The following is a 19,750-nucleotide window of genomic DNA, read 5'->3' as shown; positions in this document are numbered from 1 at the left end:
CCCTCCGTTTTGGCGAGTCTATGGCCGAGCGTTGGCCGGGACTCGCTCTCTCGTTGTCCAGGGGATATTGACGTCATGACTACGATGGAAACCGATCGCGAGAGCCAGCCGTTCGTGCTCGGCCTGGTCCGTTGCCTGCGCGGTCTGGATCGCGGCATGGAGCGGCTGGGTCGCGCCACGGCATGGCTGACGCTAGCGCTGGTGCTGATGGTGGCAGGCGATGTGCTGTTCCGCTACGTCTGGCACGTGGGGTCCGTGGCCGAGCAGGAGCTGCAATGGCATCTGCTGGCGGTCATCGCGATGATCAGCGCCTCTTATACCTTCCAGCAGAACGAGCACGTACGGGTCGACATTTTCTATCAGTGTTACAGCCCGCGTGCCCGGCAGATTCTCGACATCATCATCTCGCTGTTGATCGTCGTGCCGAGCATGCTGTTCCTGGCCTGGATGTGTCTGGATTTTGTCTACCAATCCTGGTCGTTGAATGAAGGATCTCCCGATCCAGGTGGGCTACCGGCTCGCTACGTGATCAAGGCCTTCGTTCCCCTCGGCTTCGCCCTGGTGGCATGGCAGGGTATCGTGCGGGGCTTGCTCGACCTGATCACGCTGGTGGCGGGACACTCGCCGGAGGTGCGTGATGGGGCTTGAAATGATGGCCGTCGGTATGGTGCTGGCGCTCTTTGCCTTGTTGTTGATCGGTATCCCGGTACCGTTTGCCTTGGCCGCCAGCGGTATCGTGTTCGGGGTGTTCGGCTTCGGGATCTCGCTGTTCGGGCTCCTGCCCCTGCGTGTCTATGGGGTCGTCACCAACTACACCTTGCTCGCCATTCCGCTGTTCGTGTTCATGGGCGTGATGTTGGAAAAGTCACGGCTGGCCGAGCGCATGCTCGATGTCATCGGCCATGTCGCCGGTGCGCGTCCGGGCGGAATGACGGTTGCCATCATCATCGTCGGCGTGCTGATGGGGGCTTCCACCGGCATCGTGGCGGCTACCGTCGTCACCGTCGGGTTGATCAGCCTGCCGACGCTGCTGGCACGCCAGTACAACAAGGCCCTGGCCTGCGGCACGATCTGCGCGGCCGGCACCCTCGGCCAGATCATTCCGCCCAGCCTGGTGCTGATCGTGCTCGCGGACATCTCTGGCGAGTCCGTCGGCACGCTGTTCGCGGGCGCGTTGATACCGGGACTGTTGTTGTCCGGGCTCTACGTGATCTATCTGGTGATCATGGCCAAGCTGAAGCCGCACACGATGCCACCGATCGATGCCGCTGAGCGCGCGACGGTCGACAACCGCACGCTGATGATCGATCTTGCCAAGGTGGTCGCGCCACCGCTGGTGCTGATCGTGCTGGTGCTGGGGTCGATCATCGGGGGGGTGGCGGCGCCCACGGAGGCGGCGTCAGTCGGCGCGATCGGTGCCATCGTTCTGGTGGCCTGCACCGGTCGATTGACTCGGAAAGTGATGAGCGACACCGTCATCTCGACCTTCAAGATCACCGGCATGACGCTGTTCGTGCTGATCGCTGCGCAGGTCTTCAGCCTGGCGTTCCGGGGGCTGGGCGGCGATCGACTGATCGATTCGCTGTTCGCGTTTCTGCCCGGTGGGGTCTGGGGCGGCATTCTGTTCATGATGGCGCTGGTCTTTCTGCTGGGGTTCTTTCTCGACTGGATCGAGATCTCCTATATCCTGATGCCGCTGCTGCTTCCCTATTTTCAGGCCCAGGGGGTCGATCTCGCCTGGCTCTGCATTCTGGTGGCGATGAACCTGCAGACCTCGTTTCTGACCCCGCCGTTCGGATGGTCGCTGTTCTACCTCAAGGGGGTGGCGCCACCAGAGATCTCCACGCGGGATATCTATGTCGGCGTGCTGCCGTACATCGGTATCCAGTTCCTGACGTTGGCGCTGCTATGCCTGATGCCTGCGCTGGTCACTTGGCTGCCCAAGGCGATCGGCTGGTAACCCACCAGGGCGGGTGTCTAGTGGCTGGCGTTTCGGTCAATACCTTGGATACAGGGAGCATCACGATCCATGCAGAGTAATGCTAAGCCCAGTCGCGGCATGGTCGTCGCGCCTCATCATCTGGCTGCCAAGGCCGGTCGGGATATCCTGCGTGAGGGTGGCAATGCCATCGAGGCAATGGTGGCGGCGGCATCGACCATTGCCACCGTCTATCCGCACATGAACTCGATCGGTGGCGATGGCTTCTGGCTCATCTCCGAGCCCGGCAAAACGCCGGTCGCCATCGAGGCCTGTGGCGCCGCCGCGCAGTTGGCGGATAGGGATTATTACGCTGGGCATGTAGGCATTCCCGCCCGCGGCCCGCTGGCCGCCTTGACCACAGCGGGGACCGTGGGGGGGTGGGAGATGGCCCTCGCGCATTCGCGCCGCTGGGGGGGCACGTTGCCGCTGTCACGGCTGTTCGAGGCGGCGATCGCCCATGCGCGTCAGGGAGTTCCCGTGACACGGGGGCAGGCGGCGCTGACGGCGGCCAAGCTCGGTGAGCTGGCGGACGTTCCCGGGTTTGCCGGCCATCTGCTTAGCGAGGGTGCGGCGCCGCAGCAGGGCGAGACATTTCGTCAACCGACCCTGGCCTCGACCTTCGAGCGGCTGGCGCACGCCGGCCTGGGAGATTTCTATCGGGGCGAGCTGGGAACGGCCATGGGCGAGGAGCTGGAGCGATTCGGCAGCCCGCTACGCCGGGCCGATCTCGCCGGCTACGCGCCGCAGGCGGTCACACCGCTGTCGCTGAGCCTCAAGCAGGGGCAGGTGTGGAATCTACCGCCGCCCACGCAAGGCGTCTCCTCGCTGATGATCCTGGGGCTCTTCGAGCGCCTGAAAATCGCTGAAGCCGAGGGTTTCGATTACGTTCACGCGCTCGTCGAGTCCACCAAGCAGGCGTTTCTGGTGCGAGATCGGCATGTGACCGATCCCCGCTGGATGGACGTCGACCCACTCGACCTGCTGGCAGACGCCACTCTGGACCGGCTGGCGGCGCGGATCGATCCGGCCCGTGCGCTTGCCTGGCCGCACGTAGGAGAACCTGGCGATACCATCTGGATGGGGTGTATCGACGGTGAGGGGCGGGCGGTGAGCTTCATTCAGAGTACCTTCTGGGAGTTCGGTTCCGGCGTGGTGTTACCCTCCACCGGGGTACTGTGGCAGAACCGGGGGATCGGCTTTTCACTCGATCCGCAGGCGCGTCAGGCGCTGGTGCCCGGGCGCAAGCCGTTCCACACGCTCAATCCGGCCCTGGCGCGGCTCAACGACGGCCGAACCATGGTCTACGGCACCATGGGCGGCGAAGGGCAGCCGCAGACCCAGTCGGCGGTCTTCACGCGGCACGTGGTCTACGGTCAGCCGTTGCAGCAGGCCGTCGATGCGCCGCGCTGGTTGCTGGGAAGAACCTGGGGGGAGGGCACGACGTCACTCAAGCTGGAGTCGCGCTTCGACCCGACGCTGATCGCGGCCTTGCGCCAGGCCGGCCATCAGGTGGATGTCATCGACGCCTACAGCGACACCATGGGGCACGCTGGCGGCATCACTCGCCATGCCGACGGGCGCCTGGAGGGCGGTGCGGATCCGCGCAGCGACGGCAGTGTCGAGGGCGATTGATGGCGCGCCAGTGCGGCACTCAGATCTTGGCGCCACCGCGTCCGTGTTTGACGCGGGACATCAGCGTGGTGCAGTTCACCGAGATGACCTCCTGGCGGCCCAGGATATGTTCGCGGGCGAAACGGTCGAAGGTCTCCTGGCTGTCCGTCAGCGTGTGCATATGGAGACTGCGAAGATCGCTCATGATGTAGAGATTGATGACCTCGTGGCATTCCGCCAGCTCGGCCGCCATCGCCTCGATGGCGTAAGGCGCGACCTTCAGGTCGACGAAGGTCGAGATGATCTTGCCGAGCTTCGACGGGTTGACCACGGCGGTGAACTGTTCGATGACACCGCTTTCCACCAGTAACTGCACCCGGTCGCGAGCGTGGGCCCGTGAAATGTCGAGCTCGCGGGCCATGTCCGCATAGGACATGCGGCCATCCTTGAGCAGCAAATTGAGCAGGGCGTTATCGAGTTTGTTCATGGCGGGCAGGTGTCGGTGCATCGGATGGGCCTGACCTAACATACGCTCGCTTAAGACTTTCGGATAGCCCGGGCTTCTCCTCTTCGTTCGCGCTCGGTGACCCGCATTGACGTCGTCCCATGGGTCATGACTAATAGAGGGCCTGCCATTGTCCGGCTATCCGTAGGTCGGCCATCGATGCCACGAGAGGGGCCTTCATGAGTTGCATCTTTTGCGACATCGTCGCCGGTCGCGCGCCGGCACACCGTATCTGGGAAGACGAATCGCACCTGGCTTTTCTCTCCATCTTCCCCAATACCGAGGGCTTTTCGGTGGTGATCCCCAAGGCGCATCACGGTAGCTATGCCTTCGAACAGGAAGACGCGGTGCTGCGTGAGCTGATCGTGGCGACCAAGCAGGTGGCCAGGCGGCTGGATCGGGCGCTGGACGGCGTGGCTCGCTGCGGCATGTTCTTCGAGGGCTACGGCGTCGACCATCTCCACGCCAAGCTGTTCCCCATGCATGGCACGGGGGACGACGCCGCGTTCAAGCCGGTCGAGTCCAGGGTCGACAAGTTCTTCGATGTCTACGAAGGCTATCTCTCCTCCCATGACTACCGGCGTGCGGACGATGCCGGGCTGGCAGCGCTTGCCGCCCGGATCCGTGCCACCGACGCCGCGGAGTGAGCGGCGGGGAACCGCCTTCCCATGGCGCCGGCCAACCTGTAACTTGGCGTCATCGCCGCCAGGGCCCGCGCACTCGGGAACCCTCGAGGCTCCGATTTCCAATCTCCTTCAACCGGGAACCCTTCATGCAGACACCCGTGACCGCCTTGCCCATCGCCGCCCGTCAACCGTGGCGGTGGCTATTGCTGCTGGTATTGATGCTGTCGCTCTCCGGCTGCGGTATCAACAACATTCCGACCCTGGACGAGAAGGTGAAGTCGGCCTGGTCCCAGGTCGAGAACCAGTATCAGCGCCGTGCAGACCTGGTGCCCAACCTGGTGGAGACGGTCAAGGGCTTCGCCAGCCAGGAGCGGGAGACGCTGACGGCGGTGACCGAGGCGCGTGCCAAGGCGACCTCGATCCAGGTCGACGCCGATACGCTGAACGATCCCCAGCAACTGCAGCAATTCCAGCAGGCCCAGAGCCAGTTGACCGGCGCTCTGAGCCGGCTGATGGCGGTTTCCGAGCGCTATCCCGATCTGAAGTCGAATCAGAACTTCCTGGCGCTGCAGTCGCAGCTGGAAGGCACCGAAAACCGGATCGCGGTGGCACGTCGCGATTTCATCCAGGCGGTCGAGGCGTACAACACCGAAATCCGGACCTTCCCGGGCAAGATCTGGCATAGCGTGCTCTACAGCGATATGCCGATTCGCGAGAACTTCGAGGCCACCGCGGAGAACGCCGACCAGGCGCCCAAGGTGGAGTTCTGATGCGCTGTCCGACGCGACGAACGTACACGCGCGCTATCTCGCTGACGCTGGGCCTCTGGCTACTGGCATTCGCGTTGCTCGCCCAGGCGGCCCCGGACTTTCCCGAATTGACCGGGCGCGTCGTCGACAACGCCGACCTGCTGGATGCCTCGACCCGCGATCGGCTGACCGACATGCTCGCGGCCCACGAGGAGGCGACCGGCGAGCAGCTCGTCGTGGTGACGCTGCCGAACCTCCAGGGAGAGGCCATCGAGGACTACGGCTATCAGCTCGGCCGCCACTGGGGTATCGGCCAGGAGGGGGAGGATAACGGCGCGCTGCTGATCGTCGCCGTGGACGAGCGCGCCGTTCGAATCGAAGTGGGTTACGGCCTCGAGGGCCGGCTGACCGACGCCCGGTCTTCCGCGATCATCAACCAGACCATCACTCCGGCATTTCGCAAGGGGGATTACGCCGGTGGGATCACGGGTGGTGTTCAGGCGATGATCGCAGCGCTCGGCGGCGACGCCCAGGCCGAGACGGCTCCGCCGCCCCAGCCCGCCCAGCAGGAATCCCGACACCTGGGGGGGGCCGGGATCTGGTTCTTCGCGCTGTTCATGATCGTCATGCTGATCGTACGTGGCGGTGGCGGTGGCGGCGGCGGTGGACGCGGCGGCAGACGGCGTCGGCGCGGGGGCGCCATGGGCGGCGTGCTGCTGGGCGGCGCTCTCGGTGGTTCCGGCGGCTTCGGCGGCGGTGGTTTCGGTGGCGGCGGCTTTGGCGGCGGCGGTGGTGGTTTCGGCGGCGGTGGCGCGTCCGGTGGCTGGTAGACGACAGGATAACGACAGCATGGCTTTATTGAGTGAAAGCGAACAACGGCAAGTCGGCGATGCGATCACGCGGATCGAGCGCGACACCGATGCCGAGGTCGTCACCGTCCTGGCGCGCCAGGCGGACGATTACACCTATATTCCGCTGCTGTGGGCCGGACTGACGGCGCTCATCGTCCCAGGCGCGCTGAGCGTCATCGCCAGTTGGCTGGGCTGGCTGGGCGGGGCCAGCGCCTGGTATCTGCTGCTGGCGCAGTGGCTGGTCTTCATCGTTCTGGCGGTGGTGTTCCGGCTGCCATCGGTGCTGACGCGACTGATTCCGCGGCATGTGCGTTTCTGGCGCGCCTCCAACCTGGCCAGGCGCCAGTTCCTGGAGCAGAACCTGCATCACACCGAGGCAGGCACCGGCATGCTGATCTTCGTCTCCGAGGCAGAGCGCTACGTCGAAATCCTCGTCGATCGGGGCATCTCGGCACGCTTGAGCGACGATACCTGGCAGGCGATCGTCGAGGCGTTCACCGCTCGCGTCAAAGCCGGCGAGACACTGCAGGGCTTTCTCGACTGCATCGATAGCTGTGGCGAACTGCTCGAGACCCATGTGCCGGCGACCCACGAGCGCAATGAACTGCCCAACCGGCTCATCGTGCTCGACTGAGCGCCGGGCCTCGCCTCGGCGAGGATCCGACGTCCGGATACGACAACGCCACCGTCAATGACGGTGGCGTTGTCGTTTGGGGCTGGCCGAGAGGCGGGTGTCAGACGTTACCGTTGGGCGTGCCGCCGCCGCTGCGGCGCTGGCCACCGCGCGAACGCTGGCGGCGCTGGGCCGGGGCATCGCCGCTGCGGTTGCCACGGTTGCCGCTGTCGATGCGGTTGCCACGGTTGTCGTCTTGAGAGCCGCCCTGGCCCGAGGAAGCGCCACGGCCTTCGCTTCGGCGTGAATCGCCACCGCGGCCGCCGCCGTTACCGCGCCCGCCGGCACTGTTGCCGCGGCCACCACCGCCATTGCCGCGACGCTGGCCGCCATCGCCACGCCGTTGGCCGCCGCGGGGCTGGCGTCCTTCGTTCTCGTCGACCTTGGGGCCACCGCCGGGCGTGGGTTCGAAGCCCGCCACCGCTTCGCTGGTCAGACGCTGGCTGATCAGGCGTTCGATACCGGCCAGTTCCTTCTTCTCGTCCAGGCTCACCAGCGAGACGGCCTGGCCGCTGGCGCCGGCACGGCCGGTACGGCCGATGCGGTGGACGTAGTCCTCCGCCACGTTGGGCAGCTCGAAGTTCACCACCTGCGGCAACTGATCGATATCCAGCCCGCGTGCGGCGATATCGGTCGCGATCAGGGCGCGGACGCCACCGCTCTTGAAGTCGGCCAGCGCCTTGGTGCGGGCATTCTGGCTCTTGTTGCCATGAATCGCCGCGGCCTCGATGCCCTGACCCTCGAGATACTTGGTCAGGCGGTTGGCGCCGTGCTTGGTGCGGGTGAAGACCAGCACCTGTTGCCACTGGTGAGTCTGGATCAGGTGCGACAGCAGCGCCGGCTTGCGGCTCTTGTCCACCGGATGGACCCACTGCTTCACCGTCGCCGCGGCGGCGTTGCGCGGGGTCACCGAGATCTCGACCGGATCGTTGACCAGGCCCTTGGCGAGATTGCGGATGTCGTTGGAGAAGGTCGCCGAGAACAGCAGGTTCTGGCGCTGCTTGGGCAGCACGGCCAGAATCTTGCGGATGTCATGGATGAAGCCCATGTCGAGCATGCGGTCGGCTTCATCCAGTACCAGCACTTCGAGCTTGTCGAAGCGAACCACTTTCTGCTGGTAGAGATCGAGCAGGCGACCAGGGGTGGCGACGAGAATGTCGACGCCCTGGCGCAGCGTGGCGATCTGCGGATTGATCTTGACGCCGCCGAAGACCACGGCGCTTTTCAACGGCAGGTGCTTGCCGTAGGTCGCCACGCTCTCGCCGACCTGAGCGGCAAGCTCGCGGGTCGGGGTCAGGATCAGCGCGCGCACCGGAATCTGTGAACCGGCGCGGGGGCGATCGCCTTGGGACAGGCGGTGAAGGATCGGCAGGGTGAAACCCGCCGTCTTGCCGGTGCCGGTCTGCGCGGCGGCCATGACGTCTCTTCCCTCGAGAACGGCGGGAATCGCCTGTGACTGGATCGGGGAGGGGGTGTCATAGCCTTGCTCGGCAACGGCTTTCAGCAACGGGGCGCTAAGGCCCAGTGAGGCAAAACTCATTCGGTATTCTCTAGGTCGCGGCGAATGGCGAAGCGAAGCGGCTACGCTCTACCGGGGAATGCCAGTGCTGGCTGATGCGCCTGGAGGCGGCAAAATGGAGGGTCGTCGACTCTTTCAGCTTCGCGTGACGACGGTCAGACAGATAACGGCAATGGGCCCGCAGCTTAACGCATGTGCGCCGCCTCCGCCATCCCGTTGCGATGACTGGCATGAATGGATTCGAACTCGGGGCGGGGCCGGGGCGAAAAGGGCTCGCGGCGAAGTGAGGACTGACTGGGGCGGTGAGCGTCGATCGGGGGAGGTCGTCGTGCCCGACGCTGGCTATGCTGGGGAGTGATACGCCTTTTGAATCTGCATGACGGAGAGGAGAACGACAATGCACAAGAGTCGTCTGGCGGGACTCGTCATCGACAGCCAGGGCGGTGAGAAGTCTTCCGCCATCGAGTTCTGGGCCCGGGCACTGGGCTGGCCCTGTCACGAGACCGACGAGAAATACGGCAAGCTGGCCACGCCTCCGGATCAGCTCGATGTGCTGATACAGCAGGTGGATCACCCCAGTCGGGTTCATCTGGATATCGAGACCGACGATATCGAGGCGGAGGTGGCCCGGCTGGAGGGGTTGGGTGCGCAGGTGGTCGAGCGGCTGGAGCGCTGGACCATCATGGAGGCGCCGACCGGCCACCGGTTCTGTGTCGTCCACCCGCAGCGGCCGGATTTCGAGGATGCCGACAACGTCAATGCCTGGGCATGATCGCGGGACACCCATCGCCATCTCGGCGATGGGTGGCGGGGAGACTCAGCGGGGATCGCTGGCCGCGGAGGCTCCGGCGAATCGCGAGCGAGGCGGATTTCCCTTCTGCGCCAGTCGGCGTACGCCGAAGCTACCCGTCCAGGGCGCGGCGATCGCCAGCAGCGCCGAGAACACGATCCCGAGATAGTTGAACAGCGCCCAGGGGGCGTAGTCGAGCGTGGATACGCCGAGCGTCGCCGCCATGTAGACCGCCGAGACCGTCCATGGCGCCAGCGGCTCGGGGATCATGCCGCCGTCTTCCAGGCTGCGCGAGAGATTGAGCGGATGAAGCCCTTTGCTGGCGTACTGGTCGGCGAAGATCTCGCGGGTCAGGAAGAAGGTCACGTAGCTGTTGCCGGTGGCGAAGATGATGCAGAGGCCGGCGAGCAGTGAGGCGAGGATGGTGCCGCTGGCGGAACGCACGTGCTCCAGCGTCCGGTGGAGAACCACATGGAGCGCTCCCGAGGCCTCCAGCGCCGAGGCGAAGAAGAACGCGCAGAACACGAACAGCACGGTGCCGTGCATGCTGTAGAGGCCGCCCCGTTCCAGCAGCGTCCGCAGCGTGTCGTTGATCTCTCCCGCCTGGGCGGAGGGCAGCATGTCGACGCTGAAGCCGGAGACGGCGGCCTGGACCACCACCGACAGCGGCAGACCCTGTACCCACAGCGCCAGCAGCATGGCGCACAGCGTCGAGGCGAACAGTACCACCAGCGTCGGCTTCTTCAGTATCGATCCGGTCAGGATGATGACCGCCGGGAGCAGCAGGATCGGATTGAGGGTGAACAGCGCTTCGATCTGGGTGGTGGTGGCGGCGATCGCCGGCGACTGGGCATCGCCATGGAGGCTGGTGCCCAGCACCCAGTAGGCGAGTGCCGCGACCAGGCAGGATGGCACCGAGGTGAACATCAGGTAGCGAATATGGCGGTAGAGGTCCACCTTGACCACCATCGACGCCATGATCGTGGTATCGGAGAGCGGTGACAGCTTGTCGCCGAAATAGGCCCCCGAGATGACGGCGCCGGCGGTGATCGCCAGGTTGATCTCCATGGCTCCGGCGATCCCCATGATCGCCACGCCGATGGTGCCTGCCGATCCCCATGAGGTCCCGGTGCAGGTCGAGACGATGGCGGTGGCGACGAACGCCATGACGTAGAGATAGCCGGGGTCGATCAGCTCCAGCCCGTAGTAGATGAAGTAGGGGATGGCGCCGGCCACCAGCCAGGTCCCGATGATCAGCCCGATGCTGTAGAGCACCAGGATGGCGATGGTCGCGGTGCGGATCTTGTCCGCGAGGATGGTCATGATGTCGTCCCAGCGGCGGCCGTGAGCGACGGCGAACAGCGTCGCCAGGACGCCGACGGTGATCAGGACCATCTCCGTTTCGTACGCTGCGATGACGATGCCGTAGATGATGGTGGCGGCAATGACGAGCAGTAGTCCGAGCGAGGCGAGAAACCCGGGTTGTTGTTGTCGGGTGGTGGCCATCGTGGCGTCTCCGGTTGACGTGGCGGGATTATTGCAGCGTGCGGAAGGCGCGCTCCAGATCGTCGAGCAGGGATTGCACGTCCTCCAGGCCGATCGCCAGGCGGATCAGGGCGGGGCCGGTGTCGTCGGGCTGGCGCTGGGAGATGGCCAGCGACTCGTAGCCGCCCCAGCTCACCCCGATGCGGAAGACGCGCAGGGTGTCGATGAAACCGGCGATGCGGACATAGGACGGATCGACGATCTCGAAACTGAGCAGTCCGGCGTGGCCGCTCAGCTGTCTCTCGGCCCACGCCGCCTGCTCGCCGGTGGCGAGGCACGGGTGGTGGAGTCCCGCCACCGAGGGTTTGGTCGCCAGGTAGCGGATGACTTCCAGCACGTTGGCCTGGTGCTGGCGCATCCTTATCGGCAGCGTGCGCAGGCCGCGCAGGGCCAGGAAGGCGCTGTGGGGCGAGAGCGCCGCTCCCAGCAACTGGTGGCCGTGCTCGAAGATCGACGCCACCAGCTCCCGCCGGCCGACGACGACTCCGCCGACCAGGTCGCTGTGGCCGCCGATGTACTTGGAGAGCGTATGCAGGGTCAGGTCGATGCCGTGAGTCAGCGGCTTCTGGTATAGCGGGGTCGCCCAGGTGTTGTCGATGGCGGTGAGCACGCCCCGGCTTCGGGCCAGTTCGGCGATACCGTCGAGATCGGCCAGCGCCATGCGCATCGATGAGGGGCTCTCGATGTAGATCAACCGGGTATCGTCCCGCAGAGCCGCCTCGACCTCGCCGCGACTCCCGCCGGTCTCGCTGAAGCTCACGCCGAATCGTGCCATCTGCTCCAGCAACTGGCGCGTCGGGCCGTAGGCCTGGTTGACCAGCAGCACATGGTCGCCCTGGTCGAGTAGCGTCATCATCGTCGCGCTGATCGCGCCCATGCCCGAGGCGAAGGCCTTGGCCATCTCCCCCCGCTCCAACGCGGCGAGCTTGTCCTCGAGCAGCTTGACAGTGGGGTTGAGCCCGCGGCTGTAGACGAAATGACTGCGCTCGTCGCGCATCACCTCGGTGAAGCGCTCCAGTGTCGGGAACGTGAACAGGCTGGTCTGATAGATGGGGGGCGCGATCGCCCCCTCGTAGCGCTGGTGTTCCTCGAAGGCGTGGGTACAGATCTCGGAATCCCGAGCGGCGTCGGAGGTGTTGTCGTCGAGTGCCATCAAAATCGCCAGGGTGGGTGAGCGGGAAGTGTCATGGTGTCAGCCTGTCTGATAGGTAGGATTATCACAGGGCGACTGGCGCTTCAATTGAACCTAAGCGGGTTTGTGGTTACCGTTTTTGCCTACGGCCGCCCAGCGGCATCAGCGGGACAGTGATGAAAAGACTCTACTTATCTGACACGGTGGCCGGCGAGATCGGCAGCTATATCGCCGAACAACGGCTGTCGGCCGGGGATCGACTGCCATCGGTGGCCGAATGGATGCAGCGCCTGCGGGTGGGGCGCTCCACGCTGCGGGAGGGGCTGAAGCGGCTCGAGGCCGAGGGCGTGATCCAGGTCGTCAACGGCAAGGGGATCTACGTCAGCGACCAGCAGACCTTCCGCCTGTTCTCGCGACTGCACGTGACGGATGCGCGGCGCCACCTGCTGGAGATGCTGGATGTGCGCCTGGTGCTGGAGGAGAAGGCCATCGCGCTGGCCACCCGGCATGCCAGCGAGGCTCAGCTCGACGAGATGGAGCAGTTTCTGTCGGACTACCAGGTCGCTCGCGCCGCCGACGATTTCCTGCGGGTCCACGAGGCGGACTCGGCGTTCCACCTTGCCATCTATCGCGCCAGTCACAATCAGGTACTGGTCGAGCTGATACGCTCGATTCACTCCGAACTCTACGTCTCGTGGCAGACGCCCCAGGACAGAAACCAGGTCTTCGATGCCAGTTTTCCGCACCACCTGACGCTGTTGGCGGCGATGCGCCGGCGCGATGTCGAAGCGGCGGTGGCCGCTTTCGGCGAGTTGATGGCCGCCACGCGGCATAACGTGGAGATCATGCGCTAGGGAAACGCGGAATAAATTGGCGAGCGACGTAAAGCACGAGGCGTACGGAGCACAGGAACCGGAGCCCATGGGGATAGGTGAGGATTCCGGCCCCGGCACCGCACAACGACGTGATTTGCCCGCGCAGTCATTGATGCAGTGTTTCCTTGGCCAGCGCTGGAGCGTTCCCTGCAGCACCCCGACAACCTCCGAGGAGACGACGATGATCAAGGCGAAGCGACACTGGCTGCGGATCTGCGGCTTGAGCCTGATGCTGCCGTTCGCGGCCGCCCAGGCCGACGACGGGGCGACCCCCCAAGGTTCGACGCTTTGCACCAAGATCCCGATACCCTGCGATGCGGTGATCGCTCATCGCGGCGCGTCCTATCAGGCGCCGGAATCGACCCGGCCCGCCTATCTCCTGGCACGGGATCTCGGGGTCGACTATCTGGAGCTGGACCTGCAGCGTACCAAGGACGGCGTCCTGGTGGCCGTCCATGACAATACCCTGGGCCGCAATACCGACGTGGCCGAGGTGTTCCCCGACCGGGCCGACGCGCCGGTGTCGAGCTTCACGCTGGATGAGCTCAAGCAGCTCGACGCCGGCAGCTGGTTCAACGCGAGCTATCCGGAGCGCGCCCGCGACAGCTACTCCGGGCTCGAGATCCTGACCCTGGACGAGGTGATCGACATCGCCGAGAACGGCGACAACCATCCGGGGCTCTATATCGAGACCAAGGTGCCCGAACAGTTCCCGGGGATCGAGCAGGACCTGCGCGACAAGCTCGAGGCGCGTGGCTGGCTGGGTGACGCCGCCAAGACTCGGCCGGCCGCGGAGGGCGGGGCGGTAAGGGTGGGCGACGGCCCTGGACGCCTGGTCATGCAGACCTTCTCCAAGGCCAGCCTCGAAGCGCTGGAACAGACCATGCCGGAGGTGCCGCAGGTGTTGCTGCTGTGGCTGGGCGAGGGCGGCATCGAGGCCGCGCCGAGCGAGCCGCAGGGTGAGGGCGAGAGCAAGGCCGACTACTACGCGCGCCAGCAGGTGGCCTCGCCGGAAGCCTTCCGGACCTGGCTCGACTTCGCCAAGGATCATGGTGCTGTCGGGATCGGCCCGTCGGCGGTCCAGACCGAGCATGATGGCAAATTCAGTAGCCAGTTCAGCTACATGGAACTGGCCGAGCCATGGATGATCGGCATGGCCCACGACGACGGCATGCTGGTGCATCTCTACACGGTCGACGAGCCGGCCGACTTCGAGCGCTACCGGCAGCGCGGCGTCGATGGCTTCTTCACCAACCGGGCAGAACAGCTGCTGACATTCTACGGCCACCCGGCGCAGGACCAGGAAGCGATCCTCGAGCGCCACGGCTACTGACACCCCCTCGGGCATCGGCGAGATCGCGCCGATGCCCGTCCAGGCCCCCGATTTCGACAGAGGAGTTGCTGCATGAGCGCTTCGCGCCCCCAGGCCCAGCCAACCGTACAGATCGACAATGACCGTGTCGTGGTGACCGAGTGGCGATTCCCGCCTGGCGCCGAGACGGGCTGGCACGCCCATGATCGCGACTACGTCGTGGTGCCGCGGACCACCGGCAAGCTCGAACTCGAGACGCTGGACGGCCACACCTTCTCGACCCTGGAAACCGGTGTCTCCTACTACCGGGACAAGGGCGTCGAACACAACGTGGTCAACGCCAACGATTTCGAATTCGTGTTCATCGAGATCGAAATCAAGTAAGCCCAGCCCCCGACTCCATTGCCATTGCCTTGCTGTCACTCGCTCTGTTCAGCGGGCGTCTTGGGGGGCGTGCCAGATCGGCGTCATTCCCGGCAGCGCTTCGAGATAGATCGTTCAATTATGGCGTAGACACCCTATTTAGGTTTTCCGAGGATCGCGCTATCCTCGTCAGGGCGGCAATACAAAAAAGGTTGGTCACGAGTGGGATGATCGTGTTCTGGCGTACACCGTCTATTTCGGAGGTTTAGCGCATCATGGAACAGCATGTACTGATCGAGATGTGTCTGCAGCAGTTGACGCTCAGCGGCGTTCACGAGGGTGAAAAGGTCGTGGTGTTGTCCCAGGGCCAGGAGCGGTTGGATTACGCAGATGCCTTCCTCGCCGCGGGGCAGCGTCTCGGCGCGCGGATGTATCACATGCGCCTGCCGGCCCCGATGCCGGGCAGCGGCGCCTGGGCCGTCGGCGAAACGGGGCTGGCCTCCAACCCGGAAGCGGTGGAAGCGCTCAAGCAGGCCGATATGGTCGTCGATCTGATCTTCCTGCTGTTCAGCGATGAACAGATGGCGATCCAGGCGGCGGGCGCGCGGGTTCTGACCGCCGTCGAGCCAGCACCGTTACTCGCCAAGTTGATGCCGACCCAGGAGCTGCGCGAGCGGGTCGAGGTCGGGGCCGAGCTGCTCGCCAAGGCGAGCACGATGCGGATTACCAGCCCGCACGGCACCGATGTCACCTATCGCCTCGGCGTCTATCCGACCATGAGTGAGTACGGCTTTACCGACGAGCCCGGGCGCTGGGATCACTGGCCGGCGGCGTTCGTGTTCACCGGTGGTGCCGACGACGGGGTCGACGGCCAGATCGTGCTGGCGCCGGGCGATGTGCTGCTACCGTTCAACACCTACGTGCGCGAACCGGTGACCTACACCATCGAGAAGGGCTTCATCACCGATATTCGTGGTGGGCTGGATGCCGAGCTGATCAAGTCCTACATGGGTACCTTCAAGGATCCTCGCGGGCTCGGCATGTCGCATGTCGGCTGGGGCCTGGATCATCGCGCCGACTGGCACGGACTGACCCAGTTCCCCGGAGGCATGGGGATGGAGCTGCGTTCGTTCTACGGTAACGTCATGTTCTCGACCGGTCCCAACAACGAGCTGGGCGGCAGTAACGACACCGCCTGCCATCTCGACATTCCGATGCGCAACTGCAGCCTGTTTCTCGATGACGAGCCGATCGTGCTCGATGGCGACATCGCGGTGAAGGAGATGCAGCGCCGCGACTGACGGCGTGGCACAAGGCGTGACTCTGGAGGATAATCGCGCCTCGGTTATCCTCCCTTCGACACGGTATCGTCCCATGACCCAGCCACACGTCCACGGCCCGCATTGCCAGCACCACCACGAAGCGCAGGCGCCGGTGCGTAACGCCATGAAGGATATCGGACGTAACGACCCTTGCCCCTGCGGCAGCGGCAAGAAGTTCAAGAAGTGCCACGCCGGCTGAGAATCGTTACGGCCCGCTGGCTTCCATCATCCCCTTGAGATGCTCGACGAATGCCCCGGTGGCCGCCGGCAGGGTGCGATTGGCGAGCGTCTGCAGTTCGACGTGGCGTGCGTCCATGCCGGTATCGCGGATCGGCACCGCGACCAGCCGATCTTGGAGAAGCCGATGGCGAATCGAGATCTCGCCGGCCAGGGCGATCCCGCCACCCAGCATGGCGAAGTTGACCAGCGCCTCGGTGTAGTTGCTGGTGAAGACGGACTCGAAGATCAGGTTCTGCTGGCTGCAGCAGATGTCGAACAGCTGGCGCAGCGTGGTCTCCGGGGGTGGCAGGGCGATAGGGTGGGGCTGCAGCTGTGACAGCTTCACCTCGCGTCGGCCGGCCAGCGGGTGATCGTGGGCCATCAGCGCCTGAATCCGCGATCGCTGACGCGATTCCACCTGAATGTCGCGCTCCGGCGCCAGGCTGAACGTCAGCCCGATATCCACCTCTCCCTCGCGTACCCGGCGTGTCACTTCGGCCGGTGAACTGACGCTGAGCCGAAACTGGATGCCCTGGTAGTGGCGCCGGAATCGGGCGATCGCCAAGGGAATGAAATCCACCGCGAACCCCTCCGAGCTGGCCAGGCGCACCGTGCCGCGCTCGAGCCCCTGCAAGGCCTGAATCTCGCTGGCAATTCGGTCGGTTTCCAGTTGCATGCGTCTGGCATGGGCGGCGAGCAGTTCGCCGGCGGCGCTGGGCACCATCCCCCTGGCGCGGCGCTCGAACAGCTGGGTGTCGAGCTCGGTCTCGAGCCGGGCGATCTGACGGCTGATCGCCGAGGCCGCGACGTTCAGCTTGAGCGACGCCGCGCTGATCGAGCCATTTTTCACCACCGCCAGGAAGTAGCGAAGCGCAGTTTCCTGAAGGGCGCGACTGTTCATTGCCATTGTGCTCTCCCCGATCTTCTCCACGGCACTGTGGTTGATGTTGTTTTTATTAACCTTTGCCGAAATGGCAATGGTTGGTTCTAAACATTGTACTTGTGGCATGGGTGGGCGTTCGATAGCTTCGAGGGAAACGGCATCGGCCGAAGGGGTTGCACAACAAGATCCGATCGCCGCCACGACACCGCCAGCGGCACGGCGGGTGCTCCAGCAACACGCTCTCAGCCAACAACACAACAATGAGGTCGAAATGCGCTCCAACCTGACGCTTCGCCACATCGTGGCCGGCACGGCGCTGTGCTGCCTGTCGCTACCGGCGCTGGCCAACAAGGCCAACGATACCCTGGTCTACGCTTCCGACAGCGAACCCGAGAACATCAGCCCGTATCACAACAACCTGCGGGAGGGGGTGATCATCTCGCACCTGGCCTGGGATACGCTGATCTACCGCAACCCGGAGACCAACGACTACGAGCCGATGCTCGCCACCGAATGGCACTGGGTCGATGACACCACCCTGGAGATGACGCTGCGGCAGGGCGTCGAGTTCCAGAACGGCGAGCCGTTCAATGCCGATGACGTGGTCTTCACTTTCAACTACGTGGTATCGCCGGACTCCAAGGTGGTCACGCGTCAGAACACCGACTGGATCGAGAGCGTCGAGAAGATCGACGACACCCATGTCCGCTTCCATCTCAACGGCCCTTTCCCGGCGGCGCTGGAGTATCTTTCCGGGCCGCTTCCGGTGTTCCCGGATCAGTATTTTCAGCAGATGGGCCTCGAGGGGTTCAGCAGGCAGCCCATCGGCACCGGCCCCTACCGGATTACCGAAGTGACGCCGGGGGAAGGCGTCAAGATGGTCCGCAACGACAACTACTTCGCCGATAGCCCGGTCGGCCAGCCCCAGATCGGCAAGCTCGAGTTCAAGGTGATTCCCGATCAGGACTCCCGCGTGGCGCAACTGATGACCGGCCAGGTCGATTGGATCTGGCGAGTCCCGGCAGACCAGGCCGAGCAGATGGAGGCCATGCCCAACCTGACCGTGGACAGCGGCGAGACCATGCGGGTCGGCTACCTCTCCTTCGATGCGGCCAGGCGCGAGAGCTCGCCACTGAGCCATCTCGAGGTTCGCCAGGCGATCAATCACGCGATCAATCGCCAGGGCATGGCCGACAACCTGGTGCGGGGCGGCAGTCGTCCGCTTTATGCTCCCTGCTTCCCGGCCCAGTTCGGCTGCGAGACCCAGGATGTCGTCAAGTACGACTACGACCCCGACAAGGCGCGCCAGCTACTGGCGGACGCCGGCTATGGCGATGGCTTCGAGCTGAACCTCTACGCCTATCGCGAGCGGGACTACGCCGAGGCGATGATCGGCGATCTGCGCAATGTCGGCATTCGCGCCAATCTGCGCTTCATGACCTCGCCGGCACTGCTGGAGCAGCAGCGCGGGGGCAACACCGACATGTCGTTCAAGACCTGGGGCTCCTACTCGGTCAACGACGTTTCCGCGATCACCAGCGTCTACTTCGGTGGCGGCGCCGACGACCACTGGCAGGACGAGCAGGTCCAGCAGTGGCTGCACACCGCCGACACCTCGGTCGACCCAGACGTCCGCAAGGACAATTATCGCAAGGCGCTGCAGCGGATTTCCGAGCAGGCCTACTGGGCGCCGCTGTTTTCCTACTCCACCTACTACGCCTATACCGCCGACCTGAATTTCACGCCCTACCCGGATGAGCTGCCGCGCTTTGCCGAGGCCAGCTGGAAGTGACGCTTTCCGACATCCGCTAACCGCCTGCGCGGCCCCGTGTCTGGCAAGACGAGGCCGCGCAGCGTGAGGAGGTACCATGGGCACTTTCATCATCCGCCGGGTTTTGGTCGCGATCAGCGTGGCACTCACTATCTCGATCGTCAGCTTCATGCTGCTGCATCTCTCCGGCGATCTGGCCACATCGATCGCCGGACCAGAGGCCACCGCCGAGCAGGTCGAGCGAATCCGCGTCGATTACGGGCTCGATCGGCCCATCGTCAGCCAGTACCTGGACTGGCTGGGTGGCGCGCTGACCTTCGACTTCGGCCGTTCCTATTACTACCAGAGCACGGTGGTCGACCTGATCGTCGATCGCATGCCGATCACGTTGACGCTGGGCGGCCTCGCGCTGGCGCTGGCGGTCGCTATCTCGATTCCGCTCGGCGTCCTGGCGGCGCTAAAGCGAGATACCTGGATCGATCGGCTGTCGTTGCTGTTCGCCGTGGTAGGGCAGGCGATGCCGAGTTTCTGGTTCGGTCTGACGCTGATCGTGATCTTCGCGGTGACGCTACAGTGGCTGCCGGCCGCCGGTAGCGACGGCTGGCAGCATTTCGTGCTACCGGCGATCGCCCTTGGCTATTACGCCACGCCCGCGATGATGCGCCTGACCCGGACCGGCATGCTCGAGGTGCTCGAGTCCGACTATATCCGCACGGCGCGGGCCAAGGGGCTGCGCGGCGGTTCGGTGATCTTCAAGCATGCGCTGCGCAACGCGGTGATCCCGGTGGTGGCACTGGCCGCGGTGGAGCTCGGCTTCATGCTGGGCGGGTCGGTGGTCATCGAATCGGTCTTCTCGCTCAACGGCCTGGGCCAACTGGCCTGGGATGCGATCTCGCGCAACGACTATCCCGTGGTGCAGGCCGTGGTGCTGATCATCGCGCTGTTCTACATCGTGTTGACGCTGCTGGCGGATGTCGCCAACGCCGCGCTCGATCCCCGTATTCGCACCCGCTGAGGAGCATG

The 19,750-nt window shown here is 64.7% G+C and carries 20 protein-coding genes; 15 read left to right on the top strand and 5 right to left on the bottom strand.

Features of this window, described 5'->3' with window-relative positions; all coding sequences use genetic code 11:
• Nucleotides 1–75 precede the first annotated feature (75 nt).
• The 3 genes from DOM54_RS17685 (at nt 76) to DOM54_RS17675 (ending at nt 3,613) form a co-directional block, all read left to right on the top strand.
• The gene (locus DOM54_RS17685) at nt 76–648 is read left to right on the top strand and encodes a TRAP transporter small permease subunit (RefSeq protein WP_110717591.1); all 573 of its coding nucleotides are present in this window, start codon (nt 76–78) and stop codon (nt 646–648) included.
• Nucleotides 638–1,960 carry a TRAP transporter large permease gene (locus tag DOM54_RS17680; protein ID WP_110717590.1) on the top strand — a complete coding sequence of 441 codons (1,323 nt, stop codon included), beginning with the start codon at nt 638–640 and terminating at the stop codon, nt 1,958–1,960. Before DOM54_RS17685 ends, DOM54_RS17680 begins: the two co-directional genes overlap by 11 nt.
• A gap of 69 nt (nt 1,961–2,029) precedes the next feature.
• Nucleotides 2,030–3,613 carry a gamma-glutamyltransferase family protein gene (locus DOM54_RS17675; RefSeq protein WP_110717589.1) on the top strand — a complete coding sequence of 528 codons (1,584 nt, stop codon included), beginning with the start codon at nt 2,030–2,032 and terminating at the stop codon, nt 3,611–3,613.
• Between the two features lie 19 nt (nt 3,614–3,632).
• Here DOM54_RS17675 and DOM54_RS17670 read toward each other — a convergent pair whose 3' ends face one another.
• Entirely contained in the window at nt 3,633–4,079 is a 447-nt protein-coding gene (locus DOM54_RS17670) for an Lrp/AsnC family transcriptional regulator (protein WP_110599010.1), read from the bottom strand.
• A gap of 197 nt (nt 4,080–4,276) precedes the next feature.
• On the opposite strand from DOM54_RS17670, the gene DOM54_RS17665 reads away from it, so the two are divergent.
• From DOM54_RS17665 to DOM54_RS17650, 4 genes are all read left to right on the top strand, one after another.
• Nucleotides 4,277–4,744 carry an HIT family protein gene (locus DOM54_RS17665; protein WP_110717588.1) on the top strand — a complete coding sequence of 156 codons (468 nt, stop codon included), beginning with the start codon at nt 4,277–4,279 and terminating at the stop codon, nt 4,742–4,744.
• A gap of 125 nt (nt 4,745–4,869) precedes the next feature.
• Complete coding sequence (locus DOM54_RS17660) at nt 4,870–5,493, top strand: LemA family protein (protein ID WP_110717587.1); 624 nt, start codon at nt 4,870–4,872, stop codon at nt 5,491–5,493.
• Nucleotides 5,493–6,302, top strand: a complete 810-nt coding sequence (locus DOM54_RS17655) for a TPM domain-containing protein (protein WP_110717586.1) — start codon at nt 5,493–5,495, stop codon at nt 6,300–6,302. Before DOM54_RS17660 ends, DOM54_RS17655 begins: the two co-directional genes overlap by 1 nt.
• A 19-nt stretch (nt 6,303–6,321) precedes the next feature.
• On the top strand, nt 6,322–6,957 hold the full coding sequence (locus tag DOM54_RS17650; protein ID WP_110717585.1) for a TPM domain-containing protein: 636 nt from the start codon (nt 6,322–6,324) through the stop codon (nt 6,955–6,957).
• Between the two features lie 100 nt (nt 6,958–7,057).
• Here the strand turns inward: DOM54_RS17650 and DOM54_RS17645 are convergent, their stop codons facing one another.
• The gene (locus DOM54_RS17645) at nt 7,058–8,536 is read right to left on the bottom strand and encodes a DEAD/DEAH box helicase (RefSeq protein WP_110717584.1); all 1,479 of its coding nucleotides are present in this window, start codon (nt 8,534–8,536) and stop codon (nt 7,058–7,060) included.
• Between the two features lie 376 nt (nt 8,537–8,912).
• On the opposite strand from DOM54_RS17645, the gene DOM54_RS17640 reads away from it, so the two are divergent.
• Complete coding sequence (locus DOM54_RS17640) at nt 8,913–9,287, top strand: VOC family protein (protein WP_110717583.1); 375 nt, start codon at nt 8,913–8,915, stop codon at nt 9,285–9,287.
• Nucleotides 9,288–9,332: 45 nt separating this feature from the next.
• Here the strand turns inward: DOM54_RS17640 and nhaC are convergent, their stop codons facing one another.
• Both nhaC and DOM54_RS17630 read right to left on the bottom strand, forming a co-directional pair.
• Nucleotides 9,333–10,811 (bottom strand): Na+/H+ antiporter NhaC, encoded by a 1,479-nt coding sequence (gene nhaC / locus DOM54_RS17635; RefSeq protein WP_110717582.1) that lies wholly within the window; start codon nt 10,809–10,811, stop codon nt 9,333–9,335.
• A gap of 28 nt (nt 10,812–10,839) precedes the next feature.
• Entirely contained in the window at nt 10,840–12,003 is a 1,164-nt protein-coding gene (locus DOM54_RS17630) for a trans-sulfuration enzyme family protein (RefSeq protein WP_110717581.1), read from the bottom strand.
• Between the two features lie 155 nt (nt 12,004–12,158).
• On the opposite strand from DOM54_RS17630, the gene DOM54_RS17625 reads away from it, so the two are divergent.
• The 5 genes from DOM54_RS17625 to DOM54_RS17605 all read left to right on the top strand — a co-directional run bounded on the left by DOM54_RS17625 (nt 12,159) and on the right by DOM54_RS17605 (nt 16,053).
• Complete coding sequence (locus DOM54_RS17625; RefSeq protein WP_110717580.1) at nt 12,159–12,836, top strand: FadR/GntR family transcriptional regulator; 678 nt, start codon at nt 12,159–12,161, stop codon at nt 12,834–12,836.
• 202 nt (nt 12,837–13,038) lie between these two features.
• Nucleotides 13,039–14,190 (top strand): glycerophosphodiester phosphodiesterase, encoded by a 1,152-nt coding sequence (locus DOM54_RS17620; RefSeq protein WP_110717579.1) that lies wholly within the window; start codon nt 13,039–13,041, stop codon nt 14,188–14,190.
• Between the two features lie 72 nt (nt 14,191–14,262).
• The gene (locus tag DOM54_RS17615) at nt 14,263–14,553 is read left to right on the top strand and encodes a cupin domain-containing protein (protein WP_110717578.1); all 291 of its coding nucleotides are present in this window, start codon (nt 14,263–14,265) and stop codon (nt 14,551–14,553) included.
• 254 nt (nt 14,554–14,807) lie between these two features.
• A complete protein-coding gene (locus tag DOM54_RS17610) occupies nt 14,808–15,833 on the top strand; it encodes a 2,5-dihydroxypyridine 5,6-dioxygenase NicX family protein (RefSeq protein ID WP_110717577.1) in 1,026 nt (341 codons plus the stop codon).
• Between the two features lie 73 nt (nt 15,834–15,906).
• On the top strand, nt 15,907–16,053 hold the full coding sequence (locus tag DOM54_RS17605; protein WP_110717660.1) for an SEC-C metal-binding domain-containing protein: 147 nt from the start codon (nt 15,907–15,909) through the stop codon (nt 16,051–16,053).
• Nucleotides 16,054–16,059: 6 nt separating this feature from the next.
• On the opposite strand, the gene DOM54_RS17600 is transcribed toward DOM54_RS17605, so the two are convergent.
• Complete coding sequence (locus DOM54_RS17600; protein ID WP_240613956.1) at nt 16,060–16,980, bottom strand: LysR family transcriptional regulator; 921 nt, start codon at nt 16,978–16,980, stop codon at nt 16,060–16,062.
• A 247-nt stretch (nt 16,981–17,227) separates the two neighbouring features.
• Between DOM54_RS17600 and DOM54_RS17595 the strand changes: the two genes are divergently transcribed.
• Together DOM54_RS17595 and DOM54_RS17590 are read left to right on the top strand one after the other, a co-directional pair.
• Nucleotides 17,228–18,748: an ABC transporter substrate-binding protein gene (locus tag DOM54_RS17595; RefSeq protein WP_110717575.1), complete on the top strand. Its 1,521-nt coding sequence runs from the start codon at nt 17,228–17,230 to the stop codon at nt 18,746–18,748.
• A gap of 76 nt (nt 18,749–18,824) precedes the next feature.
• Complete coding sequence (locus DOM54_RS17590; protein WP_110717574.1) at nt 18,825–19,742, top strand: ABC transporter permease; 918 nt, start codon at nt 18,825–18,827, stop codon at nt 19,740–19,742.
• Nucleotides 19,743–19,750 lie beyond the last annotated feature (8 nt).

It is taken from the genome of Salinicola acroporae (assembly GCF_003206615.1).
Lineage (GTDB): Bacteria > Pseudomonadota > Gammaproteobacteria > Pseudomonadales > Halomonadaceae > Salinicola > Salinicola acroporae.
Note: the sequence above shows the minus strand (reverse complement) of the source record. Positions and strands in the feature narration are given on the sequence as shown.

Bases quoted from the DNA above. Each gene is read 5' to 3' on its own strand.
- DOM54_RS17670 (WP_110599010.1), bottom strand. From the start codon at position 4,079: ATGAACAAACTCGATAACGCCCTGCTCAATTTGCTGCTCAAGGATGGC.
- DOM54_RS17625 (WP_110717580.1), top strand. From the start codon at position 12,159: ATGAAAAGACTCTACTTATCTGACACGGTGGCCGGCGAGATCGGCAGC.
- DOM54_RS17610 (WP_110717577.1), top strand. From the start codon at position 14,808: ATGGAACAGCATGTACTGATCGAGATGTGTCTGCAGCAGTTGACGCTC.
- DOM54_RS17630 (WP_110717581.1), bottom strand. From the start codon at position 12,003: ATGGCACTCGACGACAACACCTCCGACGCCGCTCGGGATTCCGAGATC.
- DOM54_RS17595 (WP_110717575.1), top strand. From the start codon at position 17,228: ATGCGCTCCAACCTGACGCTTCGCCACATCGTGGCCGGCACGGCGCTG.
- DOM54_RS17620 (WP_110717579.1), top strand. From the start codon at position 13,039: ATGATCAAGGCGAAGCGACACTGGCTGCGGATCTGCGGCTTGAGCCTG.
- DOM54_RS17660 (WP_110717587.1), top strand. From the start codon at position 4,870: ATGCAGACACCCGTGACCGCCTTGCCCATCGCCGCCCGTCAACCGTGG.
- DOM54_RS17615 (WP_110717578.1), top strand. From the start codon at position 14,263: ATGAGCGCTTCGCGCCCCCAGGCCCAGCCAACCGTACAGATCGACAAT.
- DOM54_RS17605 (WP_110717660.1), top strand. From the start codon at position 15,907: ATGACCCAGCCACACGTCCACGGCCCGCATTGCCAGCACCACCACGAA.
- DOM54_RS17680 (WP_110717590.1), top strand. From the start codon at position 638: ATGGGGCTTGAAATGATGGCCGTCGGTATGGTGCTGGCGCTCTTTGCC.
- DOM54_RS17640 (WP_110717583.1), top strand. From the start codon at position 8,913: ATGCACAAGAGTCGTCTGGCGGGACTCGTCATCGACAGCCAGGGCGGT.
- DOM54_RS17655 (WP_110717586.1), top strand. From the start codon at position 5,493: ATGCGCTGTCCGACGCGACGAACGTACACGCGCGCTATCTCGCTGACG.
- DOM54_RS17675 (WP_110717589.1), top strand. From the start codon at position 2,030: ATGCAGAGTAATGCTAAGCCCAGTCGCGGCATGGTCGTCGCGCCTCAT.
- DOM54_RS17685 (WP_110717591.1), top strand. From the start codon at position 76: ATGACTACGATGGAAACCGATCGCGAGAGCCAGCCGTTCGTGCTCGGC.
- DOM54_RS17665 (WP_110717588.1), top strand. From the start codon at position 4,277: ATGAGTTGCATCTTTTGCGACATCGTCGCCGGTCGCGCGCCGGCACAC.
- DOM54_RS17600 (WP_240613956.1), bottom strand. From the start codon at position 16,980: ATGGCAATGAACAGTCGCGCCCTTCAGGAAACTGCGCTTCGCTACTTC.
- nhaC (WP_110717582.1), bottom strand. From the start codon at position 10,811: ATGGCCACCACCCGACAACAACAACCCGGGTTTCTCGCCTCGCTCGGA.
- DOM54_RS17645 (WP_110717584.1), bottom strand. From the start codon at position 8,536: ATGAGTTTTGCCTCACTGGGCCTTAGCGCCCCGTTGCTGAAAGCCGTT.
- DOM54_RS17590 (WP_110717574.1), top strand. From the start codon at position 18,825: ATGGGCACTTTCATCATCCGCCGGGTTTTGGTCGCGATCAGCGTGGCA.
- DOM54_RS17650 (WP_110717585.1), top strand. From the start codon at position 6,322: ATGGCTTTATTGAGTGAAAGCGAACAACGGCAAGTCGGCGATGCGATC.